This window comes from Gemmatimonas sp. UBA7669 (assembly GCF_002483225.1).
Taxonomy (GTDB): domain Bacteria; phylum Gemmatimonadota; class Gemmatimonadetes; order Gemmatimonadales; family Gemmatimonadaceae; genus Gemmatimonas.
On the sequence record NZ_DLHL01000055.1, the window covers coordinates 127,984 to 144,763 of the forward strand.

The window sequence follows — 16,780 nt, forward strand, 5'->3', positions numbered from 1 at the left end:
GGTTGATCCCGGACGACCCTTGGGCTCCTTAGGCTCCTGAGGCCCCTTCGCGGGAGCGAGGCTGCCTGGAATGCCCGGATGCCTGCCGCGCCGGACGCGTCCCCCGGCCCCGCTGCCGGCGGGCTCGGCCGAGAGCCTACAAGGCCGGGACGGATTCTTAGGTCGCTGGCCATCCGTGTCTCGCCGCCGTATACTCGCCGAGCACCGCTGAGCCTGCCCCACCCCTCCAGGGTCGCTCCCCCTCCCACCGGCCCATGCACCTCTTCGTCTGGCAGTCCGACGGCTGGAATCTCTCGGACGGCTCCCCGATCACCCGCGCCCTGACCGAGGCCTCAGGCCTGAAAGAGGGCGTCCCGATCTTTATTACGGCGACCGGGCGGTACGACGAGCACCTGAACGCGTGGGTTCAGGAACTCTCGCTCTCGGCGAAGTCCAAGTCCCCGTACACCTGGTACAACTACGCGCACGACGTGCGACGGTTCGTCCACTACCTCGAGCGCGTTGATACCGTTCGCGGCCGCGTGCCCCGGCCGTGGTTCGCCGCGACCGAGGACGACCTCTTCGAGTACCACGGGGTGCGCCAGGACCAATCGGGTGGTGGGTGGGCCGTCTCGGGGCCGACGTGGAACCGTGAGCTGTCCGCCCTGCACCACCTGTTTGCATGGGCGAAACGCAAGGGCCTGGTGCAGGAGATGCCGTTTCGGATGCAGCAGGGTGAGATGGTGATCGCCGTCGCCGCCGGCCATGGGCGCGCGTTCGATCAACAGGTGACCGTCATGCAGGACGCCCTGGCGGCCCGGCGGTCGACGCGCCCGCCCAAGTATCTCGAGCCCCACGAGTGGGCCGACTACCTGCACATCGGGCTTGAGGGCATGACCCTCAACCCAGACCGGCGGGCCCGGGCCCACGACGGCGCGCGCTACGTGCCGGACCCCGCCTTTCGGGGCCGCATGGCGGCACGCAACGCCCTCTTTGCCAAGCTGCTGGTGTCGACCGGCCTGCGACGCTCGGAGGCGAACAGCCTGCTCCGCTGCGAGGTCCCGGACACCGAATCGGTCTTCGACATCAGTGTCGATGATGCGGCGGGCGCGCCCCAGCGAAAGATCCGCGGGACGGACGCCGAGATCATGCTCGCCACCGCGGCGGTCAAGGGCCGCACCAACCCCCGGCCCATCTACATCCCGCGCGGCATCTACCGGCGGCTGCAGCGCTACGTCAAACACGAACGTGCGCACGCGGTCGCGTTGCGCCGGGCAGGCACGGACCGCACGGGTGAGTACCGGGTGCCCCACCGCGGGGTGATCGTGGAGCTGGGCGAGCGCGGGACGTACACCGTGCCGGCGTGGGACGCGAAGGCGCGCGTGCTTGACGCCACCGACCCGCAGTTCCGCCGACTGCTCTACGAACGCCAGCAGGGCCGGGTCGTCGGACCGGCGCAGCTGTGGGTCGGCGAGCATGGCCTGCCGCTCAGTGAGAAGGAGTGGAACTCCGTGTTTGACGCTGCCAATGCCCGCTGCAGCGCGATCCTCGGCCGGCCGGTGGATGTCAATCCGCACGACATGCGGCACACATACGCAATTCACTTCCTGCAGCGCTGCATCGAAGCCCTGCTCGAACGCACCGACGTCACCCGGTCGCCGGGCACGTCCGTGGAGGCCATGCGTCGGATCTACCGGGATCCGCTGGACATCCTCCGCAAGCGGCTCGGACACCAGAGCCTGGAATCGACGTGGATCTATCTCCAGCACCTCGAGGAGGTGCAGGACCTCGCCAACGAAGCGATGACCCGGTTCGCACGCGATTTCGGGCTCGACGATGAGTGACGGGCTCCCTCTTCAGACGCTGGACGATGTGCTCGAGTTGCGGCCGGCAGGCGCCTCCCGCGACCCGGACGCGCGGGGGTCGAGCGACGCCGCGCACGTCCATGCCGCGCACGGCCGTGCTGAAGACCGCGACACTCCGGTGGTCGCCGTGCTGCCCGTACCCTTGGGCGCTGCGCCCGCCCCGGTGGTCCAACCCGCGACGCGCCGTGGCCGTCGGCTCGACCTCAATGCCTTGCCGGTGCCCGTCGCCTCGGCACCGTCCATTGCGTCGCTGCGCTTCGAGGCGACGTCGACGAATGGTGTGCGCCACGACGTCGACCTTACGGGGCTGCCTGGCTCCGCGATGACCCAAGCCCTCGCGCGCGCCTTCCGAAGCTGGCTGACACGCCTTCGCGTGGACGTCGACAAAGGCGCCTGGGCGGTGCGGCAGCTCCATCGCTTGGCCGACGCGCTGGGTCCGGCGGCCGCGACGCTGTCACCCAAGACGCTGACCCCGGCGCAGTTGGAGGCGTTCGTCGCCGCGGAGAAGCGCCGGGGCGCCAATTGGCGCGAAGACGTGCGCGTCACGTTCTCCGTGCTCAAGGAGGTGGGGTCGCTCGCCTACGAGCGCGAGACGTGGCAGCGGCTCCAGCGCATCGATCCGCACCAGCCGCGGGCCTGTGCCGAGGACACGTCTGGTCGCACGGTGCCGCGCGAGGCCTATGCCAAGCGGGTCGACCGCGCCCTTCGCGCGGCCTGCCGCGCCGACATCGATGCCGTGCTCGCGCGGTTCACCGACGAGGTGCCGGCGCTCGTGGCCGCCGGGTCCGACCCGCGCTTGCTCGGCCCGGACGCATGGGGGATCCGCGCCAATGCCGCGTGGGCCGCGTACCACCTCGGGCCGCGCAACAAGGCCGAGTGGTGTGCGCTCATTGGCATCAGCGATTCCGAGTACAACCGCTTGTACCTGAATTCGGATGCCGAGTGCACGCCCTACGAAGCACAGTGCCTGGTCTATCCCTCGGTCGTCGACCTGCTGCCCTTCTTCCTGCTGTTTCTGCTGACCAGCGGCGTCCCACTCGCCAACGCGCTGCGCCTGTCGGTGCGTTGCATGGAGAAAGTCGCCGACGGCCGCTTCACGCTGTCATATCTCAAGCACCGCGCGAAGCACAAGTACATCCCCGTCCGGCTCCGCGACGGCAGCCTCACCACGCCGGGCGGCCTCATTCGCGCCGTCCTCGCGCTCACGGCGCCACTCCGCTGCCACAGCCCGAGCGACTACCTCTGGTGGTGCCTGGCCGGGCGCAACAGCAAGGACATGCGCGCCGGCCAGATGGGCCGCGTGCCGTCGTTTGTCCCAGGGCGCAGCGCGATGGCCGGCATCACCGCCCCCGTCGTCATCAATCTCGACCTGCTCCCCGGATGGGTCGCGCGCCATGACCTCCGCGAGGACGACGGTACGCCGCTCGACCTGCAGGCCTCGCGGCTTCGCAAGAACTACAAGGTCGAGGTGACGCGCGCGACCGGTGGCGCGCTCGGCGCGCTCACCGACGACCACACGGCGGTCGTGCACATTGGCCGCTACGCCAAGGTCAAGGCGGCCGTCAAGGTGCACAACAAGCTGGCGTACGAGGCGATGAAGGGGATGCGGCCGACCAGCGTCAAGTCGGTCGTGCTCACGCCCGAGGAGGAGCGCGCGGCACTTGCCAACCCCGCAGCGCTCGCGGCCCGGACGCGCAAACCGCTCCCGGTGATCGCGCATGCGCTGGTCTCGAACGACGTCGATGTGTTCTTCGCCAAGTGCACGGGCTTCACCGAGTCCCCGTTCGCGCCCAAGGGGACGCCGTGCCCCGCCAGTCCGACGGGGCAGTGTCTCGACTGCGACAATGCGCTGATTCCGCCGAGCAAGCTGCCGGTGATCATCGCCTTCGTGAACCACCTGCTGAAGCAGCGTCCCTTGATGAGCGCCGAGGCCTGGGAAGCGACGTACGGCGCCGCCTACACGAAGATCGTCTTTGGCATCCTGATGACCTATCCCAAGAAGCTGTTGCGTGAGGCGCGCGTGCTCGCCGAGTCGCACCACGGCGAGCTGCTGTTCCTCGGGCCCGCGCTCCAGCAATGGGCCCACCTGTGACCAGTCCCACGTCTGGCGCATCGGCACTCGTCATCTCCCCGCTGCCATCATCGACACTGACGGCCGCGACGTCGGCCGCGGCCACGCTGACCGCGGCGGTGGGGACGCCGAGCGCCCCACGTCCCCGGCGCGTCGCCGACGACGACCTCGTCTTCGAGGACATTCCGACACGACCGCACGCCGTCGCGACGGCGCGCTTTGGCGACGATGTCTGGGACTTCGCGCCCGTGATCACCCTGCCCGGCGAGGCCGAGACCAGCAACATCCACTTCACCGACATCGGCGACCCGGCGGCCCGGCTCGCGGCCAAGGAGTTCGGCTGGGCGCGTCTTCGGTTCGATCTGACGGGACATGGCACCCCGAAGGCCATCACCGTCCGAAGTGAGCTCCGCTACCTCAGGGCGGTCTACCGCGACCTCGAGGCCCTGTTCGGGATCCGGCGGTGGGCTGAGGTCACGCAGGACCACCTCGACCGCTTCCTGCCGATCCTGCGCCACTCCAAAGACGGGTCGGTGGCGGCGGTCCGCAACGCGGTGATCGCGCTCCAGCGCCTGGCGATGGCGCGGCAGTATCTGTCGGACGACACCCTCCTGGTCGATCCGTGGGGGTACGAGAAGGCCGACGTCATCGCCGGGTACGTGACGCCGATGGACAATCTCACCCCCGAGGTCCCGGCCCCAGTCCTAGCGCCGCTCCTCCAGTGGGCCGAGCTGTACGTGACGCAGTGGGCGGACGAGATCCTCGCCGCCGTGGCCCGCGCGGAGCGGCCCGCCGCGGCGTGGTCGGTGGTCGGCCCGGTCCGGAAGTCCAAGGGCGCCGCCGACGTGCGCCGGGAAGCCTACCTCGCGCACCTGCGCCGGGCGGGTTTGGGACTGCCGACGAGTGCGGGCCGCACCCCGTCCGCGTGGCCGGACGTGGGCTTTGCCAGCGCGGAGCATGCCCACAAAGACGATGTCGCGATTGACGTGGTCTACCTCGAAATGGGCTACACCACCGTGCAGCATCAGTCGGCGGTCGCGTGGTCGGGGTGGGGCCGCGTCCTCGACCAGCTGGGCACCGATGTCGATGTCGCGCGACGGCGCGCACGCGAGTCCGGCGTGCTCTCGCTCGTGGCCGCGCGTGGCCGGGGGCTCGAGCGGCACGATGCCTGGAAGGAAGCCGTGATGCTCCAGACGGCGTGCTTCGTTCTCAACGCCTTCTACTCCGGGATGCGCATCTCCGAAGTGAGCTCGCAGGTCACGGGGTGCCGGGCGTGGGAGGACACCGAGGACGGCCTCGACCGAGTGCCGATCATCCGCGCAGCACTCCACAAGGATCAGGACCCGGGCGGCCGTGCGGAAACGTGGCCTGTGCACGACCTCGTGCATGACGCGGTGGCGGTGCTCGAGCGACTGCGCACCGTGCAGGCCGCCACGTCGCGGGGGCGGCTCGCGCCAAGCGGCCCGCTGTACTACCAAGTGCTGCCAGGCCGCGCGCGGTACAAGGCGCTCAAGAACAAATATGTGTCTGGGCAACTCAATGGGTTCGTGCGCCATGTGAACGCCATCGCCGACGCGCATGCGGCAGCGGACCACCTGCCATCCCTGCCCGCGGGTCCCATCCCCGTCTGGAAAGGCGAGGCGTGGCGCCTCGCCCCACACCAACTGCGCGAGTCGTTGCTCCGGCGGCTCGCCACGTCCGGCGGCGTCATTTCGGCGGCGCTGCAAGCGAAACATCGGAACATGCGGACACTGCTCGGCTACTCGGGCCGGGCGGCGAGCAACCTGCTGCGGGAGACCGAAGCGAAGCGCGACGTCGCGGAGATGGAGCTCATGCACGACCTGCTCGACGGGTACCGCCACGGCACGCGCTACACCGGCAGGCGCGGCGAGCGTCTCAACGAGGAGCTGCGCGTGATCGTCGAGGAACTCGAGGGCAAACAACTCTCGGAGACCGAGCTGGATCGCCTGCTCAAGCATCGCTTGCATCGCGTCTATCACGGCCCGCTCACGTGGTGCTTCTACGATCCGGCGTCCGCGCTCTGCCGCAAGGACGCGAACGACGCGGCCAAGGCGTCCGGTCCGCTGATCAGCGCTTGCTCGGCGCTCCAGTGCGCGAATGCGGTGCAGACCGAGGCACATCTGCCCGCATGGTCGTACCACGAGCGCGAAGCGCAGGAGCGCCTCGAGCGCATGCACGGCAAGCTGGGTCGGGCCCAGGTCCAGATCCTCGAGGCCTCCCGCGATGGCGCGCGGGCGGTCCAGGACCGGATCCGCGCCGGGCTGCCCATCCTCGAGAGCCAGTGACGATGCCCAAGCGCACCAGGCCCCACCCGGGCCCCTCCGTCCCGTCCGACCCGGCCCCGGCCACGCCGCCGCCCGTGCTACACCTTGCGTCGGCAACCGCGATCCGGCCCCGCGCCGGCACCCGCCTGACCACGGCGACCGGACCCACTGCCGATGCCGCACCCACGCCACCGCCTCGCACCGCCGACGAGCGGCGCGCCGCGAAGCTGCTGGCGACCGAGGCGGCACTGCTCGCGGCGCTCGAACGGGTGTTCGCCGGCACCGCGGATCCGGCCTATCGGGCGATCACGAAGGAGCACGTGGCACTCGAAGCCGGGCTCTCGCGCGCCACGATCTACCGGCATCCGTCCGTCATCGCCGCCTTCGACCAGCGGCTCGCCGACGCGCAGTCGGCCGTGGACGCACGCCATCCGGACATCGTGATCGCGCGGCTCCGGGAATAGCTCGCGAAGGCCCGAACGGAGTCGGCCACGCGGATCCGTGAGCTCGAAACCCTGAACGCGGCGATGGCACGCGAGATGGCCTTGCTACATGCCGCGATGCGCCAACCCACGGACACCCGCGTCATGCCAATCAGCGCGCCACGGCGGCGGCCGTGACCGGCACCCCAGCCCTCGGTGCGCGACGCATCGGGCCGCGGTGGATGCGCAGGATCCCTGCATCGCGCTGTACGTGAACGGGCCTGGCGAATCATCCGTGCGCGAGCGCGCGACCATCCTGAGCCGCGACCCAGGCGTCTCGGACGAGGGTACGTGGCAATCCGGCCGCCTCCGACTCGCGGTGGGTCGAGAGTGCCGGTTTGTGGCGCGCGGCGCGCCGTTTCTCCCCGTCGGCTGCAGTGCGCTCGTGCGCGGACATTGGGAAGCGGCGCCCGCTGCGGTCGTGCTCCACACGGGGCAGCGCGAGCAACTGGTGCTGGATGAGTGCCGCGACGTGCAGTTGCCGACGACCACGAGTGGGGTACGCGACTTCATCGCGGCGAACCTCGAAGGCATCGGCGGGCAGCGCGCCGCGCACATTGCCAAGGTGCTGGGCGCGAACGCCGTCACCCTGTTGAACGACCAGCCCGCCCTGCTCGAGACCCTCTTTGCGGGCAAAGTGGGACGCGACCTGGCAGCCGGCTGGACGCAGTGGCGCACGCGCTATGTCGAGCAGCAGGACGCGTACGACCTCGCCCTCCGGCTCTCGTCACGCGGGATCCCCATGGCGCATGTCCGCCGGATCTTTGGCTTCTTCCGGTCCGCGGACCTCGTCGAGATCGTGCTGCTGCGGCGGCCCTACTGGCTGCTCCAGGTGCCGGGATTCACGTGGCGACGCGCGGACGCCATGGCCCGCTCGCTCGGGGTGTCCACCGAACATCCGGAGCGGCTGAGCGCCGCGACCGTGCTCGCGTTGGGTGAGGCCGCCGCTGATGACGGGCACTCGTGCCTTCCCCGTGCGCTGCTGGCGCCGGCCGTGGCCGACCTCGTTGGGGCGAAGGCACGCGCCGAGCAGGCGCTGGCGGTGTCCGTCGATGCCGGACACGTCGCGGAAGACGATGGCAGTTATTACCTGCCCTCCGCACTCGACGCGGAATGGCGCGTCGGCCGCCNNCCGCCACGTCCGCCGCCGGCTGCAGCGCCCGTGCGCCTTGGGCGCGGCGGATCAGGCCCGCGTGGCCGCGGTCGCGCGTTCGGCCGGACTCTCGCCCACGCAGGCGCAGGCGGCCAGTGCCGCGCTCTCGCACCGTCTGTTTGTGTTGACCGGCGGACCGGGCACGGGGAAGACCACGACCGTGCGCGCCATCGTCGATGCCGCCCGCCTCCTCGGACTGCGCCTCAAGATCGTCGCGCCCACTGGCAAGGCCGCCAGCCGCGCCTCTCAAGTCACCGGCGTCCCCGCCGAGACCGTGCACCGACTCATCGGCGGCGTTCCCGGCTCACGCCGGCGCGCCCCACTCGACCTGGATCTGGTCGTGGTCGACGAAGTCTCCATGCTGCCCACGGAGCTCATGGCCTGGCTCCTCGATAACCTGCCGCCCGCCGCGCGCGTGGTGCTGGTGGGCGATACCGACCAGCTGCCCAGCATCGAGCACGGCGCGGTGCTCCGCGATCTGCTGGCCTGCCCTCAGGTGCCCCGCGCCCACCTTACCGAGGTGTTTCGGCAGGGCCGCGAGTCTGGCATCGTCCAGAACGCGTACCGGCTGCTCCAGGGCGAGCCGCTGCAGGCCGCCGCCGACTTCCGCCTCTGCGCCTTCAGCACGGCGCTGTCCGGGCATGCCGGGGGAGCGCCGATGGCCCGCGGCGGGGTGGCGGGGTCCGATGAGAAGGCCGAGGGCCTGCGCGGCCAAGCCCAGGTCGCGTCGCTGCTGGAGGGGCTGCGGCGCGACGGTCGGGCACTCTCGGACGTGCAGGTGCTCTCGCCCATGAAGCGACGGGGGAGCCTCCTCGGCGTGCACGCCCTCAACACCGCCCTCCAGACGCGGCTCAACCCGGTGCGTGAGCGCGGGCCCGTCATCGGTGGTGGCGCGTCGGTCCGCGTCGGCGATCCGGTCATGCAGACGCGCAACGACTACGCCCTCGGACCGTCCGGCGTCTTCAACGGCGAAGTGGGTCACGTGATGGCGACCACGCCCGAGGCCGCGACCGTGCAATTCGATCAAGGCCGCGAGATCACGGTGACCGGCTATCGGCTGCTCAACCTGCAGCTTGCCTGGGCGACCACGATCCACCGTGCCCAAGGGTCCGAATGGCCCGACGTGATCGTCATCGCGCACCGGTCCCACAGCGCGATGCTGACCCGTGAGCTGCTGTATACGGCCGTCACGCGGGCTCGCCGGAGCGTGACCCTCCTCGCCGACGAGGTGGCCTTGTCGCGGCTCCTGGACCCTGCCACGGGCGGCACGACGCCACGGCACACCGGCCTCCAGCGCCATCTCAGCCTCCACAGCCTCTGACACCCAATGGCCGCCAGCAAGAAGACGCAGCTCATCGCCGCCACGGACGCGTACCTCGGCGGGAAACACCGTGAGGACCCAGTCGCCTTCCCCGCCGAGGTCAAAGCCATCGCCTCGCATATCGGCATGGCGCGCCAGACGCTGTATAACTGGCTCAATAAGGGAGACCCGGACATCGCCGCCCTCGTCGAACGCATCGAGGCCGCGGATCGGGCGGCCCGCACCGGGCACGGCAAGGCAGCGCTCACGCTCACCGCGCCGGGGGCCGCGTCCATGGGCGAGGTGAGCGACGCCGAACTCGCGCGCGAGCTGCGCGAGGGGTTTGCGCGTGCGGTCTGGGCGATGAAGCAGTTTACGGCCACCGTCGAACGCACTGACGGAGACCACGACACGCCGCTCCTCATGGCGGACTTCGAGAAGACGCTGCAGACGCTTCGGGCCATTCACGCGGATCTCAGCGCTCCCGCGGCGGAGCAGTACCGGCGGCGGCGGCGCGCGCGGCTCGAGGGGGGCCCCGACGTCGCCCCGCCGCCACCGACCGATGACGGGAATCCGTCGCTGTGGGACGACGAGGAGTCAAGCTGACGTCGTTCAACGCGTTCGCCGGCGCCAGGCGTGCGCGCGGTAGCGTTAGGATGTGCGCGATGTCGTGAGCATGGACGCGAAGTTGCCGTAGACGATGTCGCGCGCCTCGGCGGGGTCGACCCCCCAGAGCAGGCCAAGCTCGACGACCACGCCCCGGACGTCCGCCGGTGTGGCGGCGGTGGGCACCGCCGCTGACCCCATCGTGACGAACGGGCCGTCGGTCTCGGTCAGCACGCGCGCGCGAGGCACCTCGGCGACGAGCGCCCGTCCGCGGTCGGAGCGCATCATCGCGGGGTTCACCGAGATGAAGGCTCCGTTCGATAGCGCGCGGCGTAGCGCGCGCACGCCACCCGAATACCAGTGCAGGATGTACGTGCCTCGGAACCCTGCCCCGAACGCATCGACGACGTCGTCTGCCGCGCGGCGACTGTGCACCGTCACCACCTTCCCACCCGCCGAGTTGCACTGCTCGACAATCGAGGCAAAGACCCGACGCTGGGTGGCGCGCTCCGACTCCACGCCCGTCTGATAATCGAGGCCAACCTCGCCGACGTAGCGCGTGCGTGGGAGCAGCGTGGCGAACTGCGGGAGCTCGCGGTGCCGTTGGACGGCCAGCTCAGGATGGAGGCCGAGCGCGGGGCGGACGTAGCGCCCCGTGCCCACCATGTCGCAGAGCCGCGAGAAGACTGACGGCGTGTTCGTGACCGCGACGGTGTAGATCCGCTGCTGCTCGATCTGCCGGAGGAGCGCGGCCGGATCCGGGTACAGATCGACGTGGCAGTGCGTGTCGAGGAAGTGCGCGTGACTGGGAGAAGCGGCGGCGTCCATCGGCCAGTCTACCGGATCGGCACGCCGAGGTGGCGCGCGACCTCGTCCATCCCAGCGTCGTACACGCGGAGCAGCTGCTGCAGCTCCGCGTCCGTCTCCACGTGCAGTGGGCCGCTCAGGTTGATGTCGACCGCCCGTGCCGGACGACGGCGCGTCTCGAGCGCGTACAGAAACGCCAGCACGTCGGCTGACCGACGCGGCTTGAGCGTGGGCAGCGCGCTAGGGAGGTCGAAGCTGTACCGGCCGTCATCCACGCCGGCGTGCTGCGTGGACGCGCGGCGAATGATGCAGGGCACGCACGTCCCACAGTGCGGTTGGCGCTGTGCGCTCCCCAGGAAGCGGCTCTGGTTCGGATGCGCACACGACACGCTCGCGGCCGCGAGGTCCGCCGCAATCCCGCGGTCGCGCGCCGCCCACGCACCCAGCATCTCCCCCTTCGTCTGCGCGGCGTAGGGCGTGTGCAGCGGCGTCGACAGACCGAGCTCCCGCATCGCCTCGCGCAGCATCGCCAAGGTGTGCGGGTGCGTCGTGCGCGTGCTCCAGCTCCCGAGGCGTGCTTTGGTGAGTGGCACGTTGAGCGAGATCAGGCCGTTCTCGGGCACGACGAGCGGCACCGGCCCACCACCATGGGCCACATCGAGCGCGCTCGCCACGAGCAGACCGAGCGCGAAGAAGATGATCGAGCGGCTGCGGGTCGTCGTGACGCTCTCGGTCTCCCCCGCAACCGGGGCCGGCGGATTCAGGCGAAAGCGGAGCGGACGTGCGAGGTCTGCGGGAAAGTGGCGACCCAACGCGTCGAGCACGGCCTGCTGGGCCGGGCTCGAGAACGTGGCGCCGCCGCTTTTCGCGTTGTGGCTCACGAAGGCCACGCGCTGACCTGCGGCGAGCAGATCGGCGCCGCCGATGGCGGAGTCGAGCCCCCCCGACAACAGACTGACGCACTGCGCATGGATCGGCGTCGGCGTCGTCCGCATCGGACGCGGCCGCGGCGGGGGCGGCACCTGTGACTCGCGAAAGGCGAGCTTCCAGTGGTCCCCGGACAGATAGTCAAGCAGCGCGCACAGCGCCGGCGTTGCCGCCTCCCACCGCGCGCGGTCCGCCACCGGCACATGCAGCACGATGTGTCGACTCCATCGGTCGTACGCCGTTCGGTGCGGCACCAGCAGATCCGCGCAGTAGGCAGCCGTGGCCACGCGAAACAGATCGACCGCGTCCTGGGTCGGTACCAGTCCCGCCTGCCGGAGCGGCTCCCACACGTCCTCATCAACGCGCCACCGGTCATCGCCGGGTGCGCCGTCCATACGCAGTCCCACGAGTTGCCCCCGGCTTCCCGGCTCGACGATGAAGGTGTCCTCCGCGCCCGCGCGGAGCAGCACGTGATACGTGGGCGCGGGGCCGTGCGTCGCCCCCCTCATGCGGCGCCCCGGTCGCCGTGGCGCAGCCCCGCCTGCACGACACCGTACGACTCCTCGAAAAGCCGGTCGATCACGCGTTGCCCTTCCCCAGCGTCCCAGCGGGCGGCAAACAGGGCGCCCTGCGCGCCGAAGAACGCGGTGGTGTCGATGTCCAGCCGCACCGCATCCTCGATGTAGTGCCGCGCGGCCTTCTCGATCTCGCGCATGCGCGGGATGATGCCGTTGGACTTGGCGTGGATGTGGGCCGTGAGCGCGTTGATCACGCGCGTGTAGATGTAGTTCGTCACGTACCGCAGCAGCGCATCCGCCATGAGGGCCGGCGTCATGCGGTCGAGCGCCAGCACGCCGCCCGTCGGCACGGCCATCTGGTCAAAGAGTTCGAGCAGCGTGTCATCCATCGCGTCGCGTGCGACGGCGTCCTCGGTCAGGGCGCCGGTCGGGGCCAGCGCGTCCGCGAGCCGGAGGAGGAACACGTCGGCACTGCGATCCAGGAACTCGGCGATCCCGAACTCGCGCGCCGCGCTCGCGATGCCGCCCGTCGCGACCCCCGACAGGAAGCTGGCGAAACGTCCCGCCGTCTGACTGCCGGCCGTGGACAGCTGCGCGGCGCGTCGTGCGCCGCCCATCGCGCCGACGGCGCTGCGGACGCCGGATCGGACGTTCTCGCGCCCGGCGGCGCCGCCCACGCGCCCGGTGCCCACCGCGCCGATCAGGCGACGCGTCGACGGCCACGTCGGTGGCTCGCCTATGGGCACCGCCGGCTTCGGACGCGGCGCATCCGGCGGCGCGGCATCCGGCGGTGCGTCGTCCGGCGGAGCCCCGTCTGGCGAAGCCCCGTCGTCATTGCCATGGTCGCTGCCGTCGCCGCCCTCGGCGGGCTCCGCCCATGGGGGCAGCAGTGGGGGCGGTCCACCCGGCCCAGGATTGGAGGCGGAAGTCCCCACGGCCTATCGCCCCGCCGCGGCTGCGGCGCGCGATTCGAGCGTTTTCAGTCGCGAGGCGGCCGCGGACGAAAGCGCCGGGTTCCTCGACTGCGCCGACAGCGTCCGGAGTGCGCGCACGGCGGGCTCTCGAAGGCTCGGATCTGGCGCGAGCGACGCGATGAGGATCGCGGCTCCGGCCGGAAGCACTTCGTACGGCAAGCCGAGGATCGCCGCGATGACGTCGGTGCCGACCTCTGGCCGCTTCTTCGCAACCGCCACCATGGCGTGCAGGGGGGAGGTGCGCGCCTGCAGATCGACCCCGCTCCCTCGTGCCCGCGCAGTGAGCTCGCCCAAGATGACGGCGGCCTCCGGCAGCGGCAGACCGGCCGTCACCTCGGCGGCCGCGCCCTGCTCCGACTCGGCGTCCCCCAGCAGCTGCTCGAGGGCTCGTGATCCGGCCTTGCTCAACCGTTGGGCCAGCCCCACCGGGAGCGCGAACCGCTCGTTGGCGAAGTAGACGTACGGCCGGAGGTCGACCGTGCCGAGCGGCGGATCTGCACGCAGCCACGTGCGGAACCGCTCGTTGTCGAGCATCGCGGCGGCTTGCATGGCGAACGTCCCCACAGCCGCACCAGCCCGCGGCGTGGCCGTGCCGTCTCCGGCGCCGCCCCGCACGTCGGCCTCGAGGTCGACGAGCGTCTCGGCACGGCCTTCGTGCGCTGCCGCGTCAAGCGCCAAGGTCCGAAACATCTCGGGCAGGAAATACTCGAGGAGCAGCATCTTCGCGGCAATGGCCCGGTCGAGCATGACCTTGCGATCTGCCGACATCTGGAGCCGGAGCACCAGGGCGTTGAGGAAGCGTTTCGTCTGCCGCGGGTTGCCCTCTGCACAAAGCGCGAGCACCGGGGCGATCTGCTCCGCCAGGAGAAAGTCGGAGCGGAGTTCGTCGCTGACGTCGCGACCGAGCAGCTCCTTGGCGTTCCCCGCGTGGAACGACACCGCGTCATAGGACGACGACGCGCGCACGCGCTCGCAGAGCTGCGCGAACGTGGCGGCATCCGCCTCTCGCTGCTCCGCAAAAAGCAAGTTGAGATAGCCGTGCAGATCGCTCCGCGAGAGCGGGGGCACGCGGACGGGTACCTGAATGAGCTTCTCGAGGTAGCGCGCGCCAACCGAGGCCCGGGGGCGCCCGTCGAGACCTCCCGCGGCGGGCGACTCCGCAAACCGGGACGCCACGGCGTCGCGGATGAGGCCCTCCTCCGCCGCGATCACGAAGGCCGTCTTGGGCGCCGACAGGAAGAGCCGGATGGCCTCGAGCGTGTCGATCACGTTGTGGGGGAGGCATCGGTCGAGGTCATCGACGATGACCACCAACCGTTTGACATTGAGCTTCTGGACGAGCTCCGCAAACGCCTTGTGGAAGTCGCGCACCGACACGTGCGTGTCGCGCTGCTCCTTCGCGTCGGCCGCCTCTCGCGCCTTGATCAGCGCGGCCAGTTGCTCACCATCGATTTCCTTACCCGAGGCCGCGAGCGATGCCAGCACCGCCGCGACCAGCGCGGCCACAGTGACCGGTGCCGCGGCGGTCGCCCCCAAGGCGACCGCGCCGGCCGCGATGCTGGCATTCGCGCCGACCGCAAGTGCGTGTTTGCCGAGTCGCAGCGTATCGATACGCCCCCAGAACGCCTTCACCGCATCGACGACGACGGTCTTGACCTTGGCCAGCTTTCCGCCAGTGGGCTGTTCGGCCTCCTCCTGGATCTGCTCCAGAATCGTCGAGGCCAAGGCCGCCTTCGCATCCTCGTATCCCTCGAAGCGCCAGCCGTTGAAGTAGACGGCGAGCAGGTCCGGCTCGGTGGCAATGCGCTCGCGCAACAGGTGGATCACGCTCGACTTGCCACTGCCCCAGTCGCCGTAGACGCCCACGGTGACCGGGTCGAGCCGGTCGTCCTTGACGACGCGGAGCACGGCACCCACGAGGTGCTCGACGTTAAGCAGGTCTACGACGGCTTCGTTGTCAGACCACATACGCACCCTCCGGGAGACCCGCGATTGCCGGGCGCGCGAGCGCGTGCACCGTCGAACGGCCGCCCCGAAGTTACGGGTGAGCACGCCATCGCGCAGCACGGCACCCTGTGCGCAGCACGCGGCGCATCGCGTGGTGCTCCGCAGCGTGTGCTGCGCAAGACGACGGCACGCGAGCACTGTGCTTTCGCACCCGAAGCCCCGCCAACGTCGGCGAGACAGCCTCCCGGTGTTCGCGACGGGGGCGGTCCGCGGTCACGACGTGGGCAACGTCCGCCTCAATTTCGCGTGCGGCGGGCCACTGCAATGGGCGCAGCTGAGCCACAAGGTACCCTACTGAGACGTGCCGGCAGGGGCGCGCGCCCGCAGCGTGCCTGGCGGGAAGCGGCGGCGCGCCAGTGCGTCCACCGTCGCGCCAAGAAGGCGGAGGATGGTGCAACCGTTCCCCGAGGGGCTCACGGCCGCCGCCACCGTGGCCGCGCGGTAGGTACGCCCTCAACGCGCACGGGCGGCGCGCGGCGCGGCACACGACCCGACCATGCCCCCCGGGGCACCACGCTCGAGGCAACCAGACTCATCCGTTGAGGCCATCCGTGGGTAGTCCCACGTCTCGGCCATACCCAAGTCAGCTGCCTCGGCGGCGACGGGTGCGCTCTCCGTCCATGGCGGCGCCGAACCCCTCCCAGCTCATCCCCAGCGCGGCCAGCCATCGACTGAGCGATTCGAGCGAGAGGTTGCGCTGGCCTCGCTCAGCCGAGCTGATGTAGGTCCGGTGGAGGCCGGCCTGGAACCCGAGCTGTTCCTGGCTGATCGCCTGCGCCTCCCGGCTCGCCCGGAGCACCCGTCCTGCCGCCTCTCGAATACTGGTCGCTGTCATCACCCAGCGAGTGTTTGACAATGCAGACTATGGGTCTACAGACTATGCGTCACATCCGCGCTCCGCTTCAGGTCTCCGGGCCCGGAGATTTGGGAGTCGTCCGCTCTCCTCCTCGCATCCACCCATGCCTGTGCCCACACCCGTCACGCTCGAATGGCTCTACGATGTCACGGCCGCCGCCCCGGCCGCGCGGGAGGCGGACATGCGAGGGTACAGCGATACTCGGCTTCTTGAGGAGCATGCCCAAGCGGGTGCGCAGCGCCGCCAACTCCTCGTCGCCCATGCCACCACCAGCGAGGCGGGGGACGCATTGGAGTCCCGTGCGTCCCTGCGCGCCTTGGAGTGGGCGACCCAAGAACTGCTCTTGCTCGAGCGCGTGATCGGTGAGCGCGGGGTTGTCAACACCAACAAGAATTGCGCACTTTCACCAACAAGAATTGCACACTTTGGGCGGGGGATGAGCCCGGTTCGGTCAGGCCTCCTGGCGCCGTGAGGGTCGGCTGCGACTGGCACTGGCGGCGGGCTCCGCGGGGGCGGCCGGGGTGAGCCGGGAGGCCAGCGCCCGGTGTTCCCGCATGCGGTAGCTGTTGCCGCGGATGTTGACGATGTGGCAGTGGTGGACCAGGCGGTCGATCAGCGCCGCGGCCATCACCTCGTCGCCAAAGACGTCGCCCCATTCCTCGAAGGACTTGTTGCTGGTGAGCACCGTCGACGCGTGTTCGTAGCGCCGGCTCATGAGCTGGAAGAACAGCTGGGCGCCGGTGCGGGAGATCGGCAGGTAGCCGATTTCATCGACCACCATCAGGCTCGGCGACACCAGCGTGCGGAGTCGCCGCGTGAGATGGCCGGCCTGCTGCGCGTCTTCCAGCCATGTGATCAGGTCGGCGAGCGTCGCGTAGTACACGCGCCGGCCACGCTCCGCCGCGTGCACGGCGAGACTAATGGCTAAGATGCTTCTATGTCTGTCAAGA

General features: G+C 70.3%; 14 protein-coding genes and 1 pseudogene. 8 read left to right on the forward strand and 7 right to left on the reverse strand.

The genetic code is table 11. The features are described from left to right. The first annotated feature begins 254 nt into the window (after nt 1-254). Genes B2747_RS17525 through B2747_RS17540 form a run of 4 tightly spaced genes read left to right on the forward strand, consistent with a single transcriptional unit; the run spans nt 255 to nt 6,664 of the window. Entirely contained in the window at nt 255-1,823 is a 1,569-nt protein-coding gene (locus B2747_RS17525) for a tyrosine-type recombinase/integrase (RefSeq protein ID WP_291163982.1), read from the forward strand. After that, complete coding sequence (locus tag B2747_RS17530; protein WP_291163985.1) at nt 1,816-3,936, forward strand: hypothetical protein; 2,121 nt, start codon at nt 1,816-1,818, stop codon at nt 3,934-3,936. The genes B2747_RS17525 and B2747_RS17530 overlap by 8 nt, the downstream gene beginning before the upstream one ends. Then, nucleotides 3,933-6,221: a hypothetical protein gene (locus tag B2747_RS17535; protein ID WP_291163988.1), complete on the forward strand. Its 2,289-nt coding sequence runs from the start codon at nt 3,933-3,935 to the stop codon at nt 6,219-6,221. The genes B2747_RS17530 and B2747_RS17535 overlap by 4 nt, the downstream gene beginning before the upstream one ends. 2 nt (nt 6,222-6,223) lie before the next feature. Then, the gene (locus B2747_RS17540; RefSeq protein ID WP_291163991.1) at nt 6,224-6,664 is read left to right on the forward strand and encodes a hypothetical protein; all 441 of its coding nucleotides are present in this window, start codon (nt 6,224-6,226) and stop codon (nt 6,662-6,664) included. 247 nt (nt 6,665-6,911) lie between these two features. Here B2747_RS17540 and B2747_RS17545 read toward each other — a convergent pair whose 3' ends face one another. Next, nucleotides 6,912-7,238: a hypothetical protein gene (locus B2747_RS17545; RefSeq protein WP_291163994.1), complete on the reverse strand. Its 327-nt coding sequence runs from the start codon at nt 7,236-7,238 to the stop codon at nt 6,912-6,914. Between the two features lie 186 nt (nt 7,239-7,424). Here B2747_RS17545 and B2747_RS20285 point away from each other — a divergent pair. From B2747_RS20285 to B2747_RS17560, 3 genes and pseudogenes are all read left to right on the forward strand, one after another. Next, nucleotides 7,425-7,589 (forward strand): annotated as a pseudogene (locus B2747_RS20285) (helix-hairpin-helix domain-containing protein); the annotation flags it as partial. A 286-nt stretch (nt 7,590-7,875) separates the two neighbouring features. Beyond that, a complete protein-coding gene (locus B2747_RS17555; protein WP_291163999.1) occupies nt 7,876-9,156 on the forward strand; it encodes an ATP-dependent DNA helicase in 1,281 nt (426 codons plus the stop codon). 6 nt (nt 9,157-9,162) lie between these two features. Next, nucleotides 9,163-9,741: a hypothetical protein gene (locus tag B2747_RS17560; RefSeq protein ID WP_291164001.1), complete on the forward strand. Its 579-nt coding sequence runs from the start codon at nt 9,163-9,165 to the stop codon at nt 9,739-9,741. Nucleotides 9,742-9,786: 45 nt separating this feature from the next. Here the strand turns inward: B2747_RS17560 and qatD are convergent, their stop codons facing one another. From qatD to B2747_RS17585, 5 genes are all read right to left on the reverse strand, one after another. Further along, on the reverse strand, nt 9,787-10,569 hold the full coding sequence (qatD, locus tag B2747_RS17565; RefSeq protein ID WP_291164004.1) for a Qat anti-phage system TatD family nuclease QatD: 783 nt from the start codon (nt 10,567-10,569) through the stop codon (nt 9,787-9,789). An 8-nt stretch (nt 10,570-10,577) separates the two neighbouring features. Next, complete coding sequence (gene qatC / locus B2747_RS17570) at nt 10,578-11,945, reverse strand: Qat anti-phage system QueC-like protein QatC (RefSeq protein WP_291164007.1); 1,368 nt, start codon at nt 11,943-11,945, stop codon at nt 10,578-10,580. Nucleotides 11,946-11,980: 35 nt separating this feature from the next. Next, nucleotides 11,981-12,685, reverse strand: coding sequence for a hypothetical protein (locus tag B2747_RS17575; RefSeq protein ID WP_291164010.1), 705 nt, complete (start codon nt 12,683-12,685; stop codon nt 11,981-11,983). 246 nt (nt 12,686-12,931) lie between these two features. Further along, nucleotides 12,932-14,935, reverse strand: a complete 2,004-nt coding sequence (locus B2747_RS17580; RefSeq protein ID WP_291164013.1) for a KAP family P-loop NTPase fold protein — start codon at nt 14,933-14,935, stop codon at nt 12,932-12,934. A 622-nt stretch (nt 14,936-15,557) separates the two neighbouring features. Continuing rightward, nucleotides 15,558-15,809, reverse strand: a complete 252-nt coding sequence (locus B2747_RS17585; RefSeq protein WP_291164021.1) for a helix-turn-helix domain-containing protein — start codon at nt 15,807-15,809, stop codon at nt 15,558-15,560. A gap of 124 nt (nt 15,810-15,933) precedes the next feature. On the opposite strand from B2747_RS17585, the gene B2747_RS17590 reads away from it, so the two are divergent. Next, nucleotides 15,934-16,302 carry a hypothetical protein gene (locus B2747_RS17590; protein WP_291164015.1) on the forward strand — a complete coding sequence of 123 codons (369 nt, stop codon included), beginning with the start codon at nt 15,934-15,936 and terminating at the stop codon, nt 16,300-16,302. Here B2747_RS17590 and B2747_RS17595 read toward each other — a convergent pair. After that, nucleotides 16,282-16,780 (reverse strand): ATP-binding protein (locus B2747_RS17595; protein WP_291164018.1); only part of this gene is annotated, 499 nt, incomplete at its 5' end. The genes B2747_RS17590 and B2747_RS17595 overlap by 21 nt on opposite strands.

Coding starts and splice junctions, on each gene's coding strand:
- B2747_RS17525 (WP_291163982.1), top strand. CDS start 255: ATGCACCTCTTCGTCTGGCAGTCCGACGGCTGGAATCTCTCGGACGGC.
- B2747_RS17530 (WP_291163985.1), top strand. CDS start 1,816: ATGAGTGACGGGCTCCCTCTTCAGACGCTGGACGATGTGCTCGAGTTG.
- B2747_RS17540 (WP_291163991.1), top strand. CDS start 6,224: ATGCCCAAGCGCACCAGGCCCCACCCGGGCCCCTCCGTCCCGTCCGAC.
- B2747_RS17560 (WP_291164001.1), top strand. CDS start 9,163: ATGGCCGCCAGCAAGAAGACGCAGCTCATCGCCGCCACGGACGCGTAC.
- qatD (WP_291164004.1), bottom strand. CDS start 10,569: ATGGACGCCGCCGCTTCTCCCAGTCACGCGCACTTCCTCGACACGCAC.
- B2747_RS17580 (WP_291164013.1), bottom strand. CDS start 14,935: ATGTGGTCTGACAACGAAGCCGTCGTAGACCTGCTTAACGTCGAGCAC.
- B2747_RS17585 (WP_291164021.1), bottom strand. CDS start 15,809: ATGACAGCGACCAGTATTCGAGAGGCGGCAGGACGGGTGCTCCGGGCG.
- B2747_RS17590 (WP_291164015.1), top strand. CDS start 15,934: ATGCCTGTGCCCACACCCGTCACGCTCGAATGGCTCTACGATGTCACG.